This is a genomic window from Rhodococcus sp. AC861, from assembly GCF_979256035.1.
The window spans coordinates 1-14645 of sequence record NZ_CEEDMW010000002.1 but is presented as its reverse complement, the minus strand read 5'-3'; the positions used below and the strand labels follow the sequence as shown (position 1 = coordinate 14645).

The 14645-nt window shown below is 66.4% G+C and carries 18 protein-coding genes; 13 read left to right on the top strand and 5 right to left on the bottom strand.

Going from position 1 to position 14645, the window contains the following annotated elements:
* Positions 1 to 498: 498 nt before the first annotated feature.
* The 9 genes from rpsH (at position 499) to map (ending at position 6100) form a co-directional block, all read left to right on the top strand.
* Positions 499 to 897 (top strand): 30S ribosomal protein S8, encoded by a 399-nt coding sequence (rpsH, locus tag AC0IX4_RS05540; protein ID WP_027504667.1) that lies wholly within the window; start codon positions 499 to 501, stop codon positions 895 to 897.
* A 14-nt stretch (positions 898 to 911) separates the two neighbouring features.
* Positions 912 to 1451: a 50S ribosomal protein L6 gene (gene rplF, locus AC0IX4_RS05535; RefSeq protein ID WP_042574890.1), complete on the top strand. Its 540-nt coding sequence runs from the start codon at positions 912 to 914 to the stop codon at positions 1449 to 1451.
* Positions 1451 to 1861 carry a 50S ribosomal protein L18 gene (gene rplR / locus AC0IX4_RS05530; RefSeq protein ID WP_042574889.1) on the top strand — a complete coding sequence of 137 codons (411 nt, stop codon included), beginning with the start codon at positions 1451 to 1453 and terminating at the stop codon, positions 1859 to 1861. Before rplF ends, rplR begins: the two co-directional genes overlap by 1 nt.
* Before the next feature lie 46 nt (positions 1862 to 1907).
* Positions 1908 to 2594 carry a 30S ribosomal protein S5 gene (gene rpsE / locus AC0IX4_RS05525; RefSeq protein WP_042574888.1) on the top strand — a complete coding sequence of 229 codons (687 nt, stop codon included), beginning with the start codon at positions 1908 to 1910 and terminating at the stop codon, positions 2592 to 2594.
* Positions 2587 to 2772 (top strand): 50S ribosomal protein L30, encoded by a 186-nt coding sequence (rpmD, locus tag AC0IX4_RS05520; protein ID WP_042574887.1) that lies wholly within the window; start codon positions 2587 to 2589, stop codon positions 2770 to 2772. Before rpsE ends, rpmD begins: the two co-directional genes overlap by 8 nt.
* A complete protein-coding gene (gene rplO / locus AC0IX4_RS05515) occupies positions 2769 to 3212 on the top strand; it encodes a 50S ribosomal protein L15 (RefSeq protein ID WP_042574886.1) in 444 nt (147 codons plus the stop codon). The genes rpmD and rplO overlap by 4 nt, the downstream gene beginning before the upstream one ends.
* Before the next feature lie 213 nt (positions 3213 to 3425).
* Positions 3426 to 4748 (top strand): preprotein translocase subunit SecY, encoded by a 1323-nt coding sequence (gene secY / locus AC0IX4_RS05510; RefSeq protein ID WP_042574885.1) that lies wholly within the window; start codon positions 3426 to 3428, stop codon positions 4746 to 4748.
* On the top strand, positions 4745 to 5302 hold the full coding sequence (locus tag AC0IX4_RS05505; RefSeq protein WP_471828361.1) for an adenylate kinase: 558 nt from the start codon (positions 4745 to 4747) through the stop codon (positions 5300 to 5302). The genes secY and AC0IX4_RS05505 overlap by 4 nt, the downstream gene beginning before the upstream one ends.
* Positions 5303 to 5305: 3 nt before the next feature.
* Positions 5306 to 6100 (top strand): type I methionyl aminopeptidase, encoded by a 795-nt coding sequence (gene map, locus AC0IX4_RS05500; protein WP_471828360.1) that lies wholly within the window; start codon positions 5306 to 5308, stop codon positions 6098 to 6100.
* Positions 6101 to 6120: 20 nt separating this feature from the next.
* Here map and AC0IX4_RS05495 read toward each other — a convergent pair whose 3' ends face one another.
* From AC0IX4_RS05495 to AC0IX4_RS05485, 3 genes are read right to left on the bottom strand one after another with little or no spacing between them, the layout of a single operon-like run.
* Positions 6121 to 6993 carry an oxygenase MpaB family protein gene (locus AC0IX4_RS05495; protein WP_471828359.1) on the bottom strand — a complete coding sequence of 291 codons (873 nt, stop codon included), beginning with the start codon at positions 6991 to 6993 and terminating at the stop codon, positions 6121 to 6123.
* Complete coding sequence (locus AC0IX4_RS05490; protein ID WP_056073669.1) at positions 6987 to 8909, bottom strand: linalool dehydratase/isomerase domain-containing protein; 1923 nt, start codon at positions 8907 to 8909, stop codon at positions 6987 to 6989. The genes AC0IX4_RS05495 and AC0IX4_RS05490 overlap by 7 nt, the downstream gene beginning before the upstream one ends.
* Entirely contained in the window at positions 8906 to 9067 is a 162-nt protein-coding gene (locus AC0IX4_RS05485) for a hypothetical protein (RefSeq protein WP_156388360.1), read from the bottom strand. Before AC0IX4_RS05485 ends, AC0IX4_RS05490 begins: the two co-directional genes overlap by 4 nt.
* A 103-nt stretch (positions 9068 to 9170) precedes the next feature.
* Between AC0IX4_RS05485 and AC0IX4_RS05480 the strand changes: the two genes are divergently transcribed.
* Positions 9171 to 9797 (top strand): TetR/AcrR family transcriptional regulator, encoded by a 627-nt coding sequence (locus AC0IX4_RS05480; protein WP_471828357.1) that lies wholly within the window; start codon positions 9171 to 9173, stop codon positions 9795 to 9797.
* Here the strand turns inward: AC0IX4_RS05480 and AC0IX4_RS05475 are convergent.
* Both AC0IX4_RS05475 and AC0IX4_RS05470 read right to left on the bottom strand, forming a co-directional pair.
* Positions 9794 to 10813 carry a glutathione S-transferase family protein gene (locus AC0IX4_RS05475; RefSeq protein WP_471828356.1) on the bottom strand — a complete coding sequence of 340 codons (1020 nt, stop codon included), beginning with the start codon at positions 10811 to 10813 and terminating at the stop codon, positions 9794 to 9796. The genes AC0IX4_RS05480 and AC0IX4_RS05475 overlap by 4 nt on opposite strands.
* 9 nt (positions 10814 to 10822) lie before the next feature.
* Positions 10823 to 11539: a GNAT family N-acetyltransferase gene (locus AC0IX4_RS05470; RefSeq protein WP_056073663.1), complete on the bottom strand. Its 717-nt coding sequence runs from the start codon at positions 11537 to 11539 to the stop codon at positions 10823 to 10825.
* Positions 11540 to 11639: 100 nt separating this feature from the next.
* Here AC0IX4_RS05470 and AC0IX4_RS05465 point away from each other — a divergent pair, with 100 nt between their 5' ends.
* Genes AC0IX4_RS05465 through AC0IX4_RS05455 form a run of 3 tightly spaced genes read left to right on the top strand, consistent with a single transcriptional unit; the run spans position 11640 to position 14567 of the window.
* Positions 11640 to 12236 (top strand): PadR family transcriptional regulator, encoded by a 597-nt coding sequence (locus AC0IX4_RS05465; protein WP_471828355.1) that lies wholly within the window; start codon positions 11640 to 11642, stop codon positions 12234 to 12236.
* Entirely contained in the window at positions 12236 to 13768 is a 1533-nt protein-coding gene (locus tag AC0IX4_RS05460; protein WP_471828354.1) for an MFS transporter, read from the top strand. Before AC0IX4_RS05465 ends, AC0IX4_RS05460 begins: the two co-directional genes overlap by 1 nt.
* A gap of 7 nt (positions 13769 to 13775) precedes the next feature.
* Entirely contained in the window at positions 13776 to 14567 is a 792-nt protein-coding gene (locus tag AC0IX4_RS05455) for an enoyl-CoA hydratase/isomerase family protein (RefSeq protein ID WP_471828353.1), read from the top strand.
* Positions 14568 to 14645: the final 78 nt, after the last annotated feature.

Sequence of the window (14645 nt, the reverse complement as noted above, 5' to 3'; positions counted from 1 at the left end):
GGCTGCAGCGGGTGTGCGCTCACCTGAAGAGGTGTGCACACCCCGTGCAGCCCCGGAACCCACCGCGGACCGGCGTCACGCCCCCGAGCGCACACCCTCTCCGTGACGCGCACACCCTCTACTGCCGACTGGAGAGGGTGCACACTCACCAGACGTGGTGTACACACCCCCTGCCGCACGCCCCCCACGCGCCAGCACCCCTCCAACCTGCACCGATTTGGCCACCGGAAGGTCGCTCCTCTACACTTGACCGGTTGCCCGGGTACCGTCATGCCTGCATACGACCCGAGCTACTCAGGTTTCTTGCCATGATGCTCGAAACACCCGCCAGTGCTCACGTCTGCACTGGCAGGAGCGCAACCCCTGACCGGCAACAGTCGGTCAGGACAGAACACTTCGCTGTAGGCCCACGACGGGACGAGTCAGGCCCTGCTACCAGGGCACCAGCTCGCACGTGCTGTATGGGAACCGCTGCGAGAAAGGGCCATGAACTCTGTCATGACCATGACCGACCCGATCGCAGACTTCTTGACACGTCTGCGCAACGCCAACTCGGCGTACCACGATCAGGTGAAGCTGCCTCACTCGAAGATCAAGGCGAACATCGCCGAGATCCTCAAGCGTGAGGGCTACATCTCCGAGTACCGCACCGAGGACGCCGAGGTGGGCAAGACCCTCATCGTCGACCTCAAGTACGGTCCCAGCCGCGAGCGCAGCCTCGCCGGTGTGCGACGGGTGTCCAAGCCCGGACTGCGTGTGTACGCAAAATCCACCAATCTGCCCAAGGTGCTCGGCGGCCTCGGCGTGGCGATCATCTCCACGTCCACCGGCTTGCTGACCGATCGCCAGGCGGCCAATCAGGGCGTCGGCGGCGAAGTCCTCGCGTACGTCTGGTAAGGGAGGCCACCACTATGTCGCGTATCGGAAAGCTTCCTGTGACAGTTCCCGCCGGAGTCGATGTCACCATCGCCGGCCAGGATGTCACCGTCAAGGGCCCCAAGGGCACCTTGAGTCTCACCATCGCAGAGCCGATCACCATCGCCAAGAACGATGACGGATCCCTCTCGGTTTCTCGGCCCGACGACGAGCGTCGTAGCCGCTCGCTCCACGGCCTCTCGCGCACTCTCGTCGCGAACCTCATCACGGGTGTGACCACCGGTTACACCACGAAGATGGAGATTCACGGCGTCGGTTACCGCGTGGCACTGAAGGGCAGCGACCTCGAGTTCGCTCTCGGCTACAGCCACCCGGTGCCGATCACGGCGCCCGACGGCATCACCTTCGCAGTCGAGACGCCCACCCGATTCTCGGTTTCGGGTATCGACAAGCAGAAGGTCGGCCAGATCTCTGCCAACATCCGTCGTCTCCGTCGTCCCGACCCGTACAAGGGCAAGGGCGTTCGGTACGAGGGTGAGCAGATCCGCCGCAAGGTCGGAAAGACAGGTAAGTGATGAGCAACTCTGCACCAACTTCGAACCCGAAGCGCATCCCGCTGGGCAAGGACGCCTCCACGCGTCGTCGCCTGTCCAAGACGCGCCGTCACTTCCGCCTGCGCAAGAAGGTGTCCGGCACTGCCGAGCGCCCTCGCCTCGTGGTCAACCGCTCGTCGCGTCACCTGCACGCACAGCTCATCGACGATCTGACCGGCCGCACTCTCGCGTCCGCGTCCAGCATCGAAGCCGATGTGCGTGCGACGGAGGGCGACAAGAAGGCCCGCGGCGCGAAGGTCGGCGCACTCATCGCCGAGCGTGCCAAGGCAGCCGGCATCGACGCTGTGGTCTTCGACCGCGGCGGCCACGGTTATGCCGGACGCATCGCGGCACTCGCCGATGCAGCTCGCGAAGGCGGGTTGAAGTTCTGATGACCAACGCAGCGAAGATTCAGCTCATCAACGGAAGGACAGCCTGATGCCGGGACGTCAACGGCGTGACGGCGGAAGCGGACCCGCCGGAGCCAACAGTGGACCCAATGCGGCCGGAGGTGACAACCGTGGCGGTGGAGACAACCGCGGCGGCGGTCGCGGCGGTCGCGACCAGCGTGGCGGAAACGCCCCGGAGAAGAACAACCTCGAGCGCGTAGTCGCGATCAACCGCGTCTCCAAGGTCGTGAAGGGTGGTCGTCGCTTCAGCTTCACCGCCCTCGTGATCGTCGGAGACGGCAACGGACTGGTCGGCGTCGGCTACGGCAAGGCCAAGGAAGTTCCCGCAGCCATTCAGAAGGGTGTCGAGGAGGCTCGCAAGAGCTTCTTCCGCGTCCCGCTGATCGGTAGCACGATCACGCACCCCGTCCAGGGTGAGGCTGCGGCCGGTGTGGTCATGCTGCGCCCGGCAAGCCCCGGTACCGGTGTCATCGCCGGTGGCGCGGTGCGTGCCGTGCTCGAGTGTGCAGGTGTCCACGACATCCTCGCCAAGTCGCTCGGTAGCGACAACGCGATCAACGTCGTGCACGCCACCGTTGCAGCTCTCAAGAGCCTGCAGCGTCCGGAAGAGGTCGCGGCTCGTCGTGGTCTGCCGATCGAGGACGTTGCTCCCGCCGGCATGCTGCGCGCTCGCGCCCAGGCAGCAGCAGCAGCAGGGAGTGCAGCACATGGCTGAGCTCAAAGTCACCCAGATCAAGAGCACCATCGGTCAGAAGAAGAACCAGCGTGACAGCATCCGCACGCTGGGCCTCAAGAAGATCCGCCAGTCGGTCATTCGCGAGGACACCCCGCAGACACGCGGTCTGATCAATGTGGTGCGTCACCTCGTCACCGTTGAGGAGGTCACCAAGTGACCATCAAATTGCATCACCTTCGCCCGGCACCGGGTTCGAAGAGCGCCAAGATCCGCGTCGGTCGCGGTGAAGCCGGCAAGCGCGGTAAGACCGCCGGTCGCGGTACGAAGGGTACGGGCGCTCGCAAGAACGTTCCCGCACGCTTCGAGGGTGGACAGATGCCGCTGCACATGCGGCTTCCGAAGCTCAAGGGCTTCACCAACCGCAACCGTGTCGAGTACCAGGTCGTGAACCTGGTCGACATCGAGCGTCTGTTCCCCGAGGGCGGCGAGATCTCCAAGGACGATCTCGTGGCCAAGGGTGCAGTGCGCAAGAACCGCCTGGTCAAGATCCTGGGCGACGGCGACTTCTCGGTGAAGGCGAACATCACCGCCGACAAGTTCACCGGCAGTGCCAAGGAAAAGATCACCGCAGCCGGTGGGTCCACCACCGAGTTGTGAGTGACGTCGGTGTCGCCCGCACAGGGTGAACGCCACTGATACGGACCGATGGCCGTGGTACGACTTCGTGCTACGGCCATCGGCCTTTCAGCGTCCCGAGAGTGTGCTGCCCGGCTGGGTAGGACTCCGTGCTCGCGGGCGCTGTTAGAGTTCGACGGGGCGCTGCTGCGCCCCGACCATCTCCCTCGTTAGTCACCCCGTCCAGGAGGATCGTTGCTTTCCGCCTTTGTGTCGGCCCTCAGGACACCTGACCTGAGACGGAAGATCCTCTTCACGCTCGGCCTGATCGCTCTCTATCGGTTCGGCGCGACGCTTCCGTCGCCCGGTGTCGACTACGGCAACGTCCGCCAGTGCATCGATCAGGTGTCCGGCGGCGACTCCGCCGGTATCTACTCGCTGATCAACCTGTTCTCGGGTGGCGCGCTGCTCCAACTCTCCGTGTTCGCGATCGGCATCATGCCGTTCATCACGGCGAGCATCATCGTCCAGCTCCTCACCGTGGTCATCCCGCGGTTCGAGGAACTCCGCAAGGAGGGCCAGGCCGGCCAGGCGAAGATGACGCAGTACACGCGCTATCTGTCCATCGCGTTGGCGATCCTGCAGGCCACCGGTCTGGTGGCTCTGGCCTCGCGCGGTCAGCTGCTGCAGGGCTGCAACCTCGACATCATCGCCGACCCGTCGATCTTCGGGTTGGTCACGATCGTGCTGGTCATGACCGCGGGTGCTGCCCTGGTCATGTGGTTCGGCGAGATCATCACCGAGCGCGGCGTCGGCAACGGCATGTCGCTCCTGATCTTCGCCGGCATCGCCTCGCGTATCCCGTCCGAGGGCAAGTCGATCCTCGACAGCCGCGGCGGCATCGTGTTCGCGCTGGTCTGCCTCGCAGCACTGGCGATCATCGTCGGCGTCGTCTTCGTCGAGCAGGGCCAGCGTCGTATCCCTGTGCAGTACGCCAAGCGCATGGTGGGTCGTCGTATGTACGGCGGGTCGTCCACCTACCTGCCGCTGAAGGTCAACCAGGCCGGCGTCATCCCGGTGATCTTCGCGTCCTCGCTGCTGTACCTGCCCAACCTCATCGCTCAGCTGACCAATGCCAGCACGGCGGCGGACCCGAGTTGGTGGCAACGCGCCATCAACACGTATCTGGTGAACCCGGCGAACCCGGTGTACATCGCGATCTACTTCGGCCTCATCGTCTTCTTCACCTACTTCTACGTCGCCATCACGTTCAACCCCGAGGAACGTGCCGACGAGATGAAGAAGTACGGCGGATTCATCCCGGGCATCAGGCCGGGACGTCCGACGGCCGACTACCTCAATTTCGTTCTCAGCCGCATCACGCTGCCCGGTGCGATCTACCTCGGCACCATCGCTGTGCTTCCCAACCTGTTCCTCGACATCGGTAACTCCGGTGGCGCCCAGAACCTGCCGTTCGGCGGAACCGCGGTGCTCATCATGGTGAGCGTGGGACTGGACACGGTGAAGCAGATCGAAAGCCAGCTGATGCAGCGCAACTACGAAGGGTTCCTCAAGTGAGACTCGTCCTCCTCGGTCCTCCCGGAGCCGGCAAGGGCACTCAGGCGACGCTGTTGTCCGAGAAGCTCGGTATCCCGCACATCTCCACCGGCGACCTGTTCCGCGCGAACATCGGCCAGCAGACCCCGCTGGGCATCGAGGCCAAGAAGTACCTCGATGCAGGCGACCTGGTTCCGAGCGAGCTGACCGTCGACATGGTTCGCGACCGTCTCGCGGAGCCCGACGCGGTCAACGGCTTCATTCTCGACGGGTTCCCGCGCTCGACCGGACAGGCGGATTCGCTGTCGTCCATCCTCGAAGACGCCGGCACGTCACTCGATGCCGTCGTTTCCTTCGTCATCGACGAGGACGTCGTCGTCGAGCGGATGCTCGCTCGTGGCCGCGAGGACGACAAGGAAGACGTCATCCGCAACCGGATGAAGGTCTACCGCGACGAGACCGCTCCGCTGCTCGAGTACTACTCGGGTCACGGCCGCCTGGTCACTGTCGACGCTGTCGGCGAGGTCGACGACGTCAACAAGAAGGTCATCGACGCGATCCAGGGCGACGACTGACCCATGGGTTTCGGACGCAGACGCAAGGTGGTCCCGTTCCGCAGCGCCGGTGAGCTCGATGCCATGGCTGCGGCAGGGGCTGTCGTCGGTGCAGCGCTGGTCGCGGTTCGTGACGCAGCGAAGACCGGCGTCTCGACGCTCGAGCTCGACCGGGTCGCGGAAGCCGTGATCCGCGACGCGGGCGCCGTGCCCTCGTTCCTCGGTTATCACGGTTTCACCGGCAGCATCTGCAGCTCCGTCAACGACCGCGTCGTCCACGGCATCCCGTCGGCCGACGACATCCTGGCCGAGGGCGATCTCATCTCCATCGACTGCGGAGCCATTCTCGACGGATGGCACGGCGACTCGGCATGGACGTTCGGCGTCGGCACCGTCATCGAGGCGGACGAGATGCTGAGCGAGGCCACGCGGTTGTCGATGGAGGCTGGTATCGCGGCGATGCTTCCCGGGAACCGCCTTACCGACGTCTCCCACGCCATCGAGCAGGGAACACACGCAGCGGAGAAGGCACACGGCCGCGCGTACGGCATCGTCGACGGCTACGGCGGGCACGGTATCGGACGCGAGATGCACATGGAGCCGTTCCTGGCCAACGAAGGGGCGCCCGGCAAGGGGCCCGAGCTCGTGGTCGGATCGACTCTGGCGATCGAGCCGATGTTGACTCTGGGTACCTACGAGACCCGCGTGCTGGACGACGACTGGACCGTCGTGACCACCGACGGCTCGCGCTCCGCACACTGGGAGCACACGGTCGCGGTCACCGAGGACGGTCCGCGGATCCTCACTCTCCGTCCGTAGCTGCCCCCTCGGGCCGACGGTCACCGGCGTGCGCCGCGGTACCCCACGTCCGTCGGTTCGAGGTCGCCGAGGTGTCCGAGACCCAGTCTCACGACCATGGACGTGTCCAGGTTCGTCGGTCGCACCGGCGTGGTTCCGACGTACGCGTGGACAGCGCCGGACACCAGGCGGTGGATCGCCGGTGACGGATCGGGAAGATCGTGCACCGTCCGCAACTGCGGAGGACAGACCGCCGACAGGATCTGCGGTGCACTCCCGCGCAGTCGCGAGGGGAGAATGCGCGCAGCGAAGGCGTCGGTGAGTGACCGTGCGACGGCTCGCCCCTCCGGACTCGGTGCGTACTCCCGCGTCTCGTAGTCGGCAGCCCACCGTTCCATCTCCGCGCGGGACGTCGGAATGTGCTGCAGGCGTTGCAGTTCCGCCGTCGTACGCCAGAAGTTCCAGTGCGCGTCCAGCTCGGCCGTGGTGAACGGTGATCGGGCGAGGTCGGAGGTGATGCGGTGTGGATCGAGCGCGAGTGTGGCCAGCGTGTACAGAGCATCGTCGTTGCGTATCGGGAAGTGATCGTGGATCGCATTGAGCCGACCGATCCACGCCCGCCCCACATCCGACTCGGGTCCGTGGTCGAGGAGACGGGCAAAGAACAGCAGAGTGTCGTCGTTCCGCGTGACCGGATCGGTCATGATGTCGCCGGTTCCTCGCCGATGAAGGATGCGTGCCATCGACGGGACTGCCACCTGCTTCATGAACGCGACCGTGAATAGGGCGTACGTCAGCGCGGGTGAGCCGTGAAGCACCACGAGCGAGAGTCGCGCGATCTCGGCGGAGTCGCGATCGGGATCGAGATGTCGGATCCTGCGGGTGACGGCGGCACCGGGCCGACGCGTCACCACGTCGGGTCCAGACGAACGGCGGTGCGACCCGCGAGATCGACCTGCACTCGGGCGCGGCCGTCGTCGTCGGACTGGACGGCCTCGGTCACCGCACCGCGCACCCGATACGTCCGTCGCGGCACCAGCCGATCGACGACGAGGGTGACCCGGCTGCCGGTCGCTCCCGGAAACAGGACGAGGTCCAGGTCTCGGCCGTCGCTGACCGCACGCGCGACGAGGACGTCCGGGTAGGGGGCTTCGGCGAGTTGCGGACCGGTGAGCCACTGTGTCGGGAGACCCGCGCCGACCAGATCGCGGTTCGCAGCGGGTCGTGAGAAGCGCGCCATCAGTGCGTACAGGTTTCCCTGCGTCGACAGTCCTTCGTAGCGCGCGACGCCGTCCTGATCGCTGCGGCGTCCGACCGAGTCGACGTAGTCCAGAGCATCGTCGGCCACCTCGATGTCGCCGACCTCGCGGGCGGTCAGTGCGAGGAAGACGTGGGCGAACGCGTCGCTACCGAACGAGTAGTCCCCGGCATCGCACCGGGTCGCTGCCGATCGTGGCAGTCGGTAGTGGTGTCCGTCGTGGGTCAGTGCGTCGCGTCGTGTGAGCCACCACGATCGGTGCGAGAGATCGGGGGCGAAGGCACCCAGCCAATAGGTGGTGGGGAGTGTGACACCCTGCCCGGCCCAGATGTTCCAGGACATCCCGAGGGTTTCGTTGCGCACCCCGATGGATCGTCCGTCGGGTCTCTGGAACTCCATCTCGTAGCTGCGGTGGATGTCGTCCTGCAGGTCGGCGACGTACTCGGTTCCGTGTAGCCGGTCCGACAGTTGCATCGTGATGACGCCGAACGCGTTGCACACCGGATAGATCCACCTCGGCTCGCACGAGAAGAGCGTGAACGGCGACGCCGTCATGTTGCGGTGGATCGACGCGGCGAGGGCGGGAAAATCGTGGTCGTACCGGACGTCGTCGGACCACACATAGCTGAGCCCGCCAGGACGGGAGAAGCGGTCGTCCCCGAAGCTCTCGTACATTCCCACCGCAGCCCCCTGCCACCCGGTGAGCATGACGTTGTCGCGGTTTCGCACCGGATCGCGTCCGACGGAAAATCGCCCCCAGGCGTTCTCGAGCGGCCAGTACCCCCACACCCGGCGATCGCCCATCTTGACGACGGCATTGCGCTGCGCCTCGGCGAGGTAGCCCGAGAACGCCGGCGTGTGCGTGTACCGGTACATCGAGAGGGCGTAGCCGAGAATCGACAGTTGGTAGCGCAGTGCCGCTTCACGGAACTGGTCCCGGTGGTCGAATCCGTCGAAGTTCTCGAGGGGCTGCAGTCCCAGATCGAGTGCGAGGCGCAGGTGTGCGAGATCGGCCTCCGATGCGGTGCGTACGTCCGGTTCGCTCGTCGACGGCAGCGCGGTCTCGAACCACGTGACCGACTCCAACTCGTCGTTGAGGCGATATGCGGTGGACATCTGCCGGCGGTGCCGCACGAGGTGGATAGCGCCGGCGATAAGCACTGCGCCGGGCACGACCAGGGCAGGACCCACGATTGCGGCGTGATGGTGGCCTTCGTGGAGCGCTGCGGTGCTCACGATCGACAGCACGTAGACCGCGATCGGTGCCACGGCGGCACCGACCATCCACCACACGAGCAGCGACACGGCGAACGCTGCGAGTGTGATCAGCGCGTGTACCGGGTGCCCGGCGGCGAGGTGACCTGCGCCCGGCCAGAACGCACCGATCGCGGCGAGACGCAGTGGACCGTGGGACGTCGCGGCGACCACGACCGCGACGACGAGGATCCCGCTGTAGACGTACGCGGTTCGGCGGAGCCTCGAGGCGGTGGCGGGAGGGAGGACGGGCCGCGAACTGGGCAGCAAGCGCGCCGGTCGGATGCGGCCGAGCCGGGTAGGCGACGAGACGCTCATGCTGCGACTCCGACCGTCACGGTGTCCTTCACCGTGCGCGTGGCGACCGGGGGTCGCCGGGCAGGCGCGGACGTCGATCCGCCGAGGAGGGCGTTCCACGCCCGCGAGGCGACGCGTATGCCGACCATGACCAGGACCGGGAGGACACAGCAGAGCATGAGCCACCTCTTTCGAAACCGGAACGTACCAGTTCCGGAATGCTAGGTCGGGTCGGTGGTGGTGTCAACGCCCACCAGCGAACCGGCATGGCACCATGGCGTCGTGACCACGCCGAACAGCGACCGCCCGTACGGCGGCGCGAGCGCGGAGGAACGGCGCTCCGCCCGGCGGCGCCGCGTGAGCACGGCGGTGCTCGATCTCGTCGACGAGCGGGGCATCTCGGCGCTGACCGTGGGAATCGTCTGCGAACGAGCGGCGGTATCCAAGCGGCATTTCTACGAGACGTTCGACAACCTCGACGACGCGGCCGGCAGCACCCTGTCCGACGTGTTGGAGGACATGGCCACACGGATCGGCGTGGTCTCGGTCGACACCGGACAAGGCTCCGATCTCATCGAGGTAACCGTGCGAGCCGTGCTGTCGGCCTTCGACGACAAGCGCCTTGCTCGGCTGTACCTCGAAGCGCCGGGCAACGACGGCTTACGGTCCGCCCGTGACCGTGCTGTCGCTCGGTTCGTCGACGGCTTCCTGTCCACGCTCGCCGTGGGCGCCGTGGACGACCCTCGTGCTCGCCTCGTCGCCCACCTCCTGGTGGCAGGGTCCACCGAGGTCGTCGCGATGTGGTTGCGCGGCGACGTGGCCCTTTCTCGTGACGACGTCGTCTCGACACTCGTCGAGTTGGGCACGGACGCACTGGTCAGGATCCGGGCGTCGGGCCGCCCCGACTAAGCCCAGTGCTCGGCCGGGACCTGCTCCGACGCCTTCGGTGCGTCCGGGGGAGTCCCGTCACCGAACGGTCGGCCGCCCAACGCCTCTCGGCCGTGCGGGCTGAGCCAGCTCGACAGGTCCGGACCCTTGGGAACGATGCCGGTCGGATTGATGTCGGTGTGCACCTCGTAGTAGTGCGACTTGATGTGGGCGAAGTCGGTGGTGTCGCCGAACCCCGGCGTCTGGAACAGGTCCCGGGCGTACGCCCACAGCACCGGCATCTCGGACAGCTTGCTGCGATTGCACTTGAAGTGGCCGTGGTACACCGGATCGAACCGGGCCAACGTCGTGAACAGCCGCACGTCCGCCTCGGTGATGGTGTCGCCCACCAGGAACCGCTGGTTCTCCAGTCGTTCGCTCAACCAGTCGAGCCGTGAGAACAAGGCGTCGTACGCCTTCTCGTACGCGCTCTGCGAGCCGGCGAAGCCGCACTTGTAGACGCCGTTGTTGACGTCGTGGAAGATCAGCTCGGCGACCTCGTCGATTTCCCCGCGCAGCGCTTCCGGGTAGAGATCGGGTGCGCCCTCGCGATGGAACTGCGTCCATTCCGTCGAGAAGTCCAGCGTCATCTGCGGGTAGTCGTTGGTCACGACCTGGCCGGTGGACACCTCCACCATCGCCGGGACCGTGATGCCGCGCGGGTAGTCCGGGAAGCGCGCGAAGAAGGCGTCCTGCAGGCGCGGGACCTTCAGGACGGGATCGAGTCCGTCGGGGTCGAGATCGAACGTCCAGCTCCGCTTGTCGTGGGTGGGTCCGCACACACCCATCGAGATTGCGTCCTCGAGGCCGAGGAGTCTGCGCACGATGATCGCGCGGTTGGCCCAGGGGCATGCGCGAGCAACGACGAGGCGGTAGCGGCCGGCTTCGACAGGGTAGCCGTCGCGCCCGTCCGCGGTGATGCGGTCTTCGATGTAGTTCGTGTCGCGGTCGAAGCCGCCCTTTTCCACGTAGGACGGGGTGCCGCTGTCGGTGCTCATGGTCGTAACCTACCCGGGTGGAGTCAATTCCATCCCGATGCGCACGCCGAGCTCGGTGAACCCGAGCGACCGGCCGAACAGACGAGCCGGCGCGTTGTCCACTGGAACTGCCCACTGGGGGATCAAGCCCGCGTCGATGGCCTCGTTCGTAGCCAGGCGCGCCGCCGTCGCGCCGAAGCCTTGTCGGCGGTACGACGGTGTCGTCACCGCGACCGTGTCCGCGAGGAATCCGCGCCACTCGACGTATCCGGCCGTCGCTGCCGGGGTCGCGTCCGACTCGCCCATTGCGTCGTCGAACACCGTGAACCACGAGTCGACGCCGAAGGACCTGATACCCGCGGCATCGTCGGGCGGTACGGAGGCGACGACGCGGTCGGCGTCGGCTCCCTCGTGCGAGATCAGGGGATGTCCGACGCGGATCTCGTCGCGACTGTCGTCGAGGTAGGCGAGCACGATCGGGCCTCCGCATCGCCCGCGCCGTGACCCTGCGACGTCCGCGAGACCGTCCCTCGTGGCGAGGACGTCGTTGGAGACGCCCTCGGCGCGTTCGATGATCTGCTCCGGTCCGACGAGGACGGCGTGGCCGTCGAGGACGACGAACATGACGCGGTCGGAGTCGTCGTCGACGACGTGGAGGCGGCCTGCGTCGTCCAGCGAGGCATCGTCGGGCAGTCCGAGTTCGCGTGCCCAGGCGAGCCGGACGATGTCGATCTGGTGGGTATTCATCGGCGTCCACGGTAGTCGGGCCGTTTGCGTCGCCAGTATTCGGCGCCGTATATTCCAACTGGAATATACGAGACGGCGGGGGTGAATCGTGGGAACGCAGGTGAGCACTCTCGGGATCGCCGTCCTGGCGTGCTTGTTCGAGCGGCCGATGCACCCCTACGAGATGTATCAACTCCTGCTCGAGCGGAACGACGACAGGCTGATCAAGGTCAGACCCGGATCGCTGTATCACGCAGTGGACCGCCTGGCGGCCGCAGATCACATCGTCGCGGTCGGCACGGAGCGTGAGGGCAATCGGCCGGAGCGCACCACCTACGACGTCACGCCGTCGGGGCGTGAGGCCCTGACATTTACGCTTCGCACCCTTCTCGCGACTCCGGTTCCCGAGTACTCGCAGTTCACGCTCGCCCTGTCGGAGTCGCACAACCTGCCCGCCGCCGAGGTGTCCGCGCTGGTCCGGGAGCGGATCGCGCATCTCGGGAAGGACCTCGACGAGATGCGCATCATGACCGCCTCGATCACCGCGCGGCATTCCCCGAGACTCTTCTCCGTCGGCCTGGAGTACACCGTCGCACTCCGCGAGGCCGAACTCGCCTGGCTCCGGGCATTCGTCGACGACATCGACACCGGACGCCTTCCCTGGCTCGACGCGATCATCGCCGAGAAACACCACCACATGACACGACAGGATCGATGATGACCAGCACCACCGTGCCCACTGCGAAGGAGGCGTCCCCCTGGGTCGCACTCTGGACGCTCTGCCTGGGCTTCTTCATGATTCTGGTCGACACGACCATCGTCGCCGTCGCGCAACCCGCGATCCTCGAGGGACTGCAGACCGACATCTCCAACGTGATCTGGGTGACCAGCGCGTACCTCTTGGCCTACGCGGTGCCACTACTGGTCACCGGTCGCCTGGGTGACCGCTTCGGACCCAAGAACCTCTACATCGCGGGACTCGTCGTCTTCACGCTGGCGTCGCTGTGGTGCGGAGTGTCGGGATCGATCGAGATGCTGATCGCGGCTCGTGCCGTCCAGGGTCTCGGTGCAGCGATGATCACGCCGCAGACGATGGCCGTCATCACGCGCATCTTCCCGAAGGACAAGCGCGGAGCGGCCATGGGCGCCTGGGGTGCCGTCGCAGGTGTCGCCACGCTGGTCGGTCCCTTGCTGGGCGGCGTCCTCGTCGACGCGTTCGGCTGGGAATGGATCTTCTTCATCAACCTCCCGGTCGGTGTCGTCGCCATCGCGCTCGCCGTCAAGTTCGTCCCCACGCTCCCCACCAACGAGCACAAGTTCGACATCCCCGGCGTCGTGTTGTCCGCCGTCGGTCTGTTCTTCATCGTCTTCGGATTGCAGGAGGGACAGAAGTACGACTGGAACGGGTGGATCTGGACCTCGATCGGCGCCGGCATCGTCGTGTTCGCGGCGTTCATCGTGTGGCAGTCACGTAATCGCAACGAGCCGTTGGTGCCGCTGGGACTGTTCCGCGACCGTAATTTCTCGCTGTCCACCATCGGCATCGCGGCGATGGGCTTCGCCATGACCGGCATGATGCTGCCGATCATGTTCTACGCCCAGAGCGTGACCGGCTTGACCCCCACTCGGTCGGCCTTGCTGTTCGTGCCGATGGCCGTGCTCACCGGCGTCCTCGCTCCCAATGTCGGTCGCCTGGTGGACCGCGTGCATCCCCGCTACATCGCGGGATCGGGTCTGACTCTGCTGACCGTCGCGCTCGTGTGGCTGGCGATGGAGATGACCCCCACCGCCTCCATCGTCCGACTGCTGATGCCGATCGCGCTGATGGGCGTCGCCAACGCGCTGATCTGGTCCCCGCTGGGCGCCACGGCAACCCGTAACCTGCCGATGTCGCAGGCCGGTGCCGGCAGCGGCGTCTACAACACCATGCGCATGATCGGATCCGTCCTCGGCAGTGCGGGCATCGGTGTCCTGATGCAGTCACGTATCTCCGCGGAGGTGCCGTTCGCCGGTGCTGCCGGGGCGTCGGCCGAGTTGTCGGCGGGTCGCATTCCGGCCGAGGTGGCAGCCCCCTTCGCCACGGCACTCGGCCAGTCGCTGTACCTGCCCGCGGCCGTGCTGCTCATCGGCGCCGTTGCCACCGCGTTCTACGCCCGCCCGTCCTTCGGCGGTGCACCTGTCGTCGACAAGCCGGTCGCGTCCCGAGAAGCGGAACCGGCCGTCCCGGTGGGTACGACGCCCGTGTCATGATTCGGCGATGAGCGAGAAGCCGACCAGACTCGAACGCACGACGACCGACGCCGGTGCGGAGGTCGCCACCCTGACGTTCGCGCACGGTCCGCTGAACCTGTTCGACCAGGCCATGTTCGACGCCGTCACCGCCGACATCGCCGATCTGGTGGCCAGCCCTCCCCGCGCAGTTCTGCTGCGTGCGGAGGGCAAGGTCGTCTCCGGCGGCGTCGACGTGCATGTGTTCGACGGGTTGTCCGAAGCCGAGGGAACGCAGTTGTGGGAAGGGTTGTTCGAGGCGATCGCCCATCCCCTCGAGTCGCTGCCCTGCCCGGTGGTCTTCGCGGCCCACGGCCTGACGCTGACGGCCGCCCTCGAGATCGCGTTGGCATGCGACATCATCCTGGCGTCACCGAAGGCCAAGTTCGGGCTCGTGGAGACCGTGGTGGGCCTGACCCCGTCGATGGGCGGACCGCAGCGGATGGCGGAGCGCGCCGGCAGCGGCCGCGCCCGGGAGTTCGTCATGACCGGCGACCTGTACTCGGCGGAGACGCTGCGCGAGTGGGGTGTGGTCAACCAGGTCCACGACGACGTGGACTCCGCAGCGCGGGCACTGGTTGCACGGCTGGCCGACGGACCCACCCGTGCCCACGCCGCGACGAAGGAGATCATCGGAGCCTGGCGGTCGGGCGGTGTGCGACACGCTGATTCGATGACGTCCGCGGTCTCGGGTGCACTGTTCGAGACCGAGGATCTGCAGGGCGCGGTGCGCAGTTTCCTGGACCTCGGCCCCGGCAACGCGACCTACACCGGCCGCTAGCTGTTCTTCGCGGGGAGGTTGTGGACGGTGAGTCGCTCGATGGGTGACTTGCCGTCGATGCCTGTGTGGGGTCGGTGG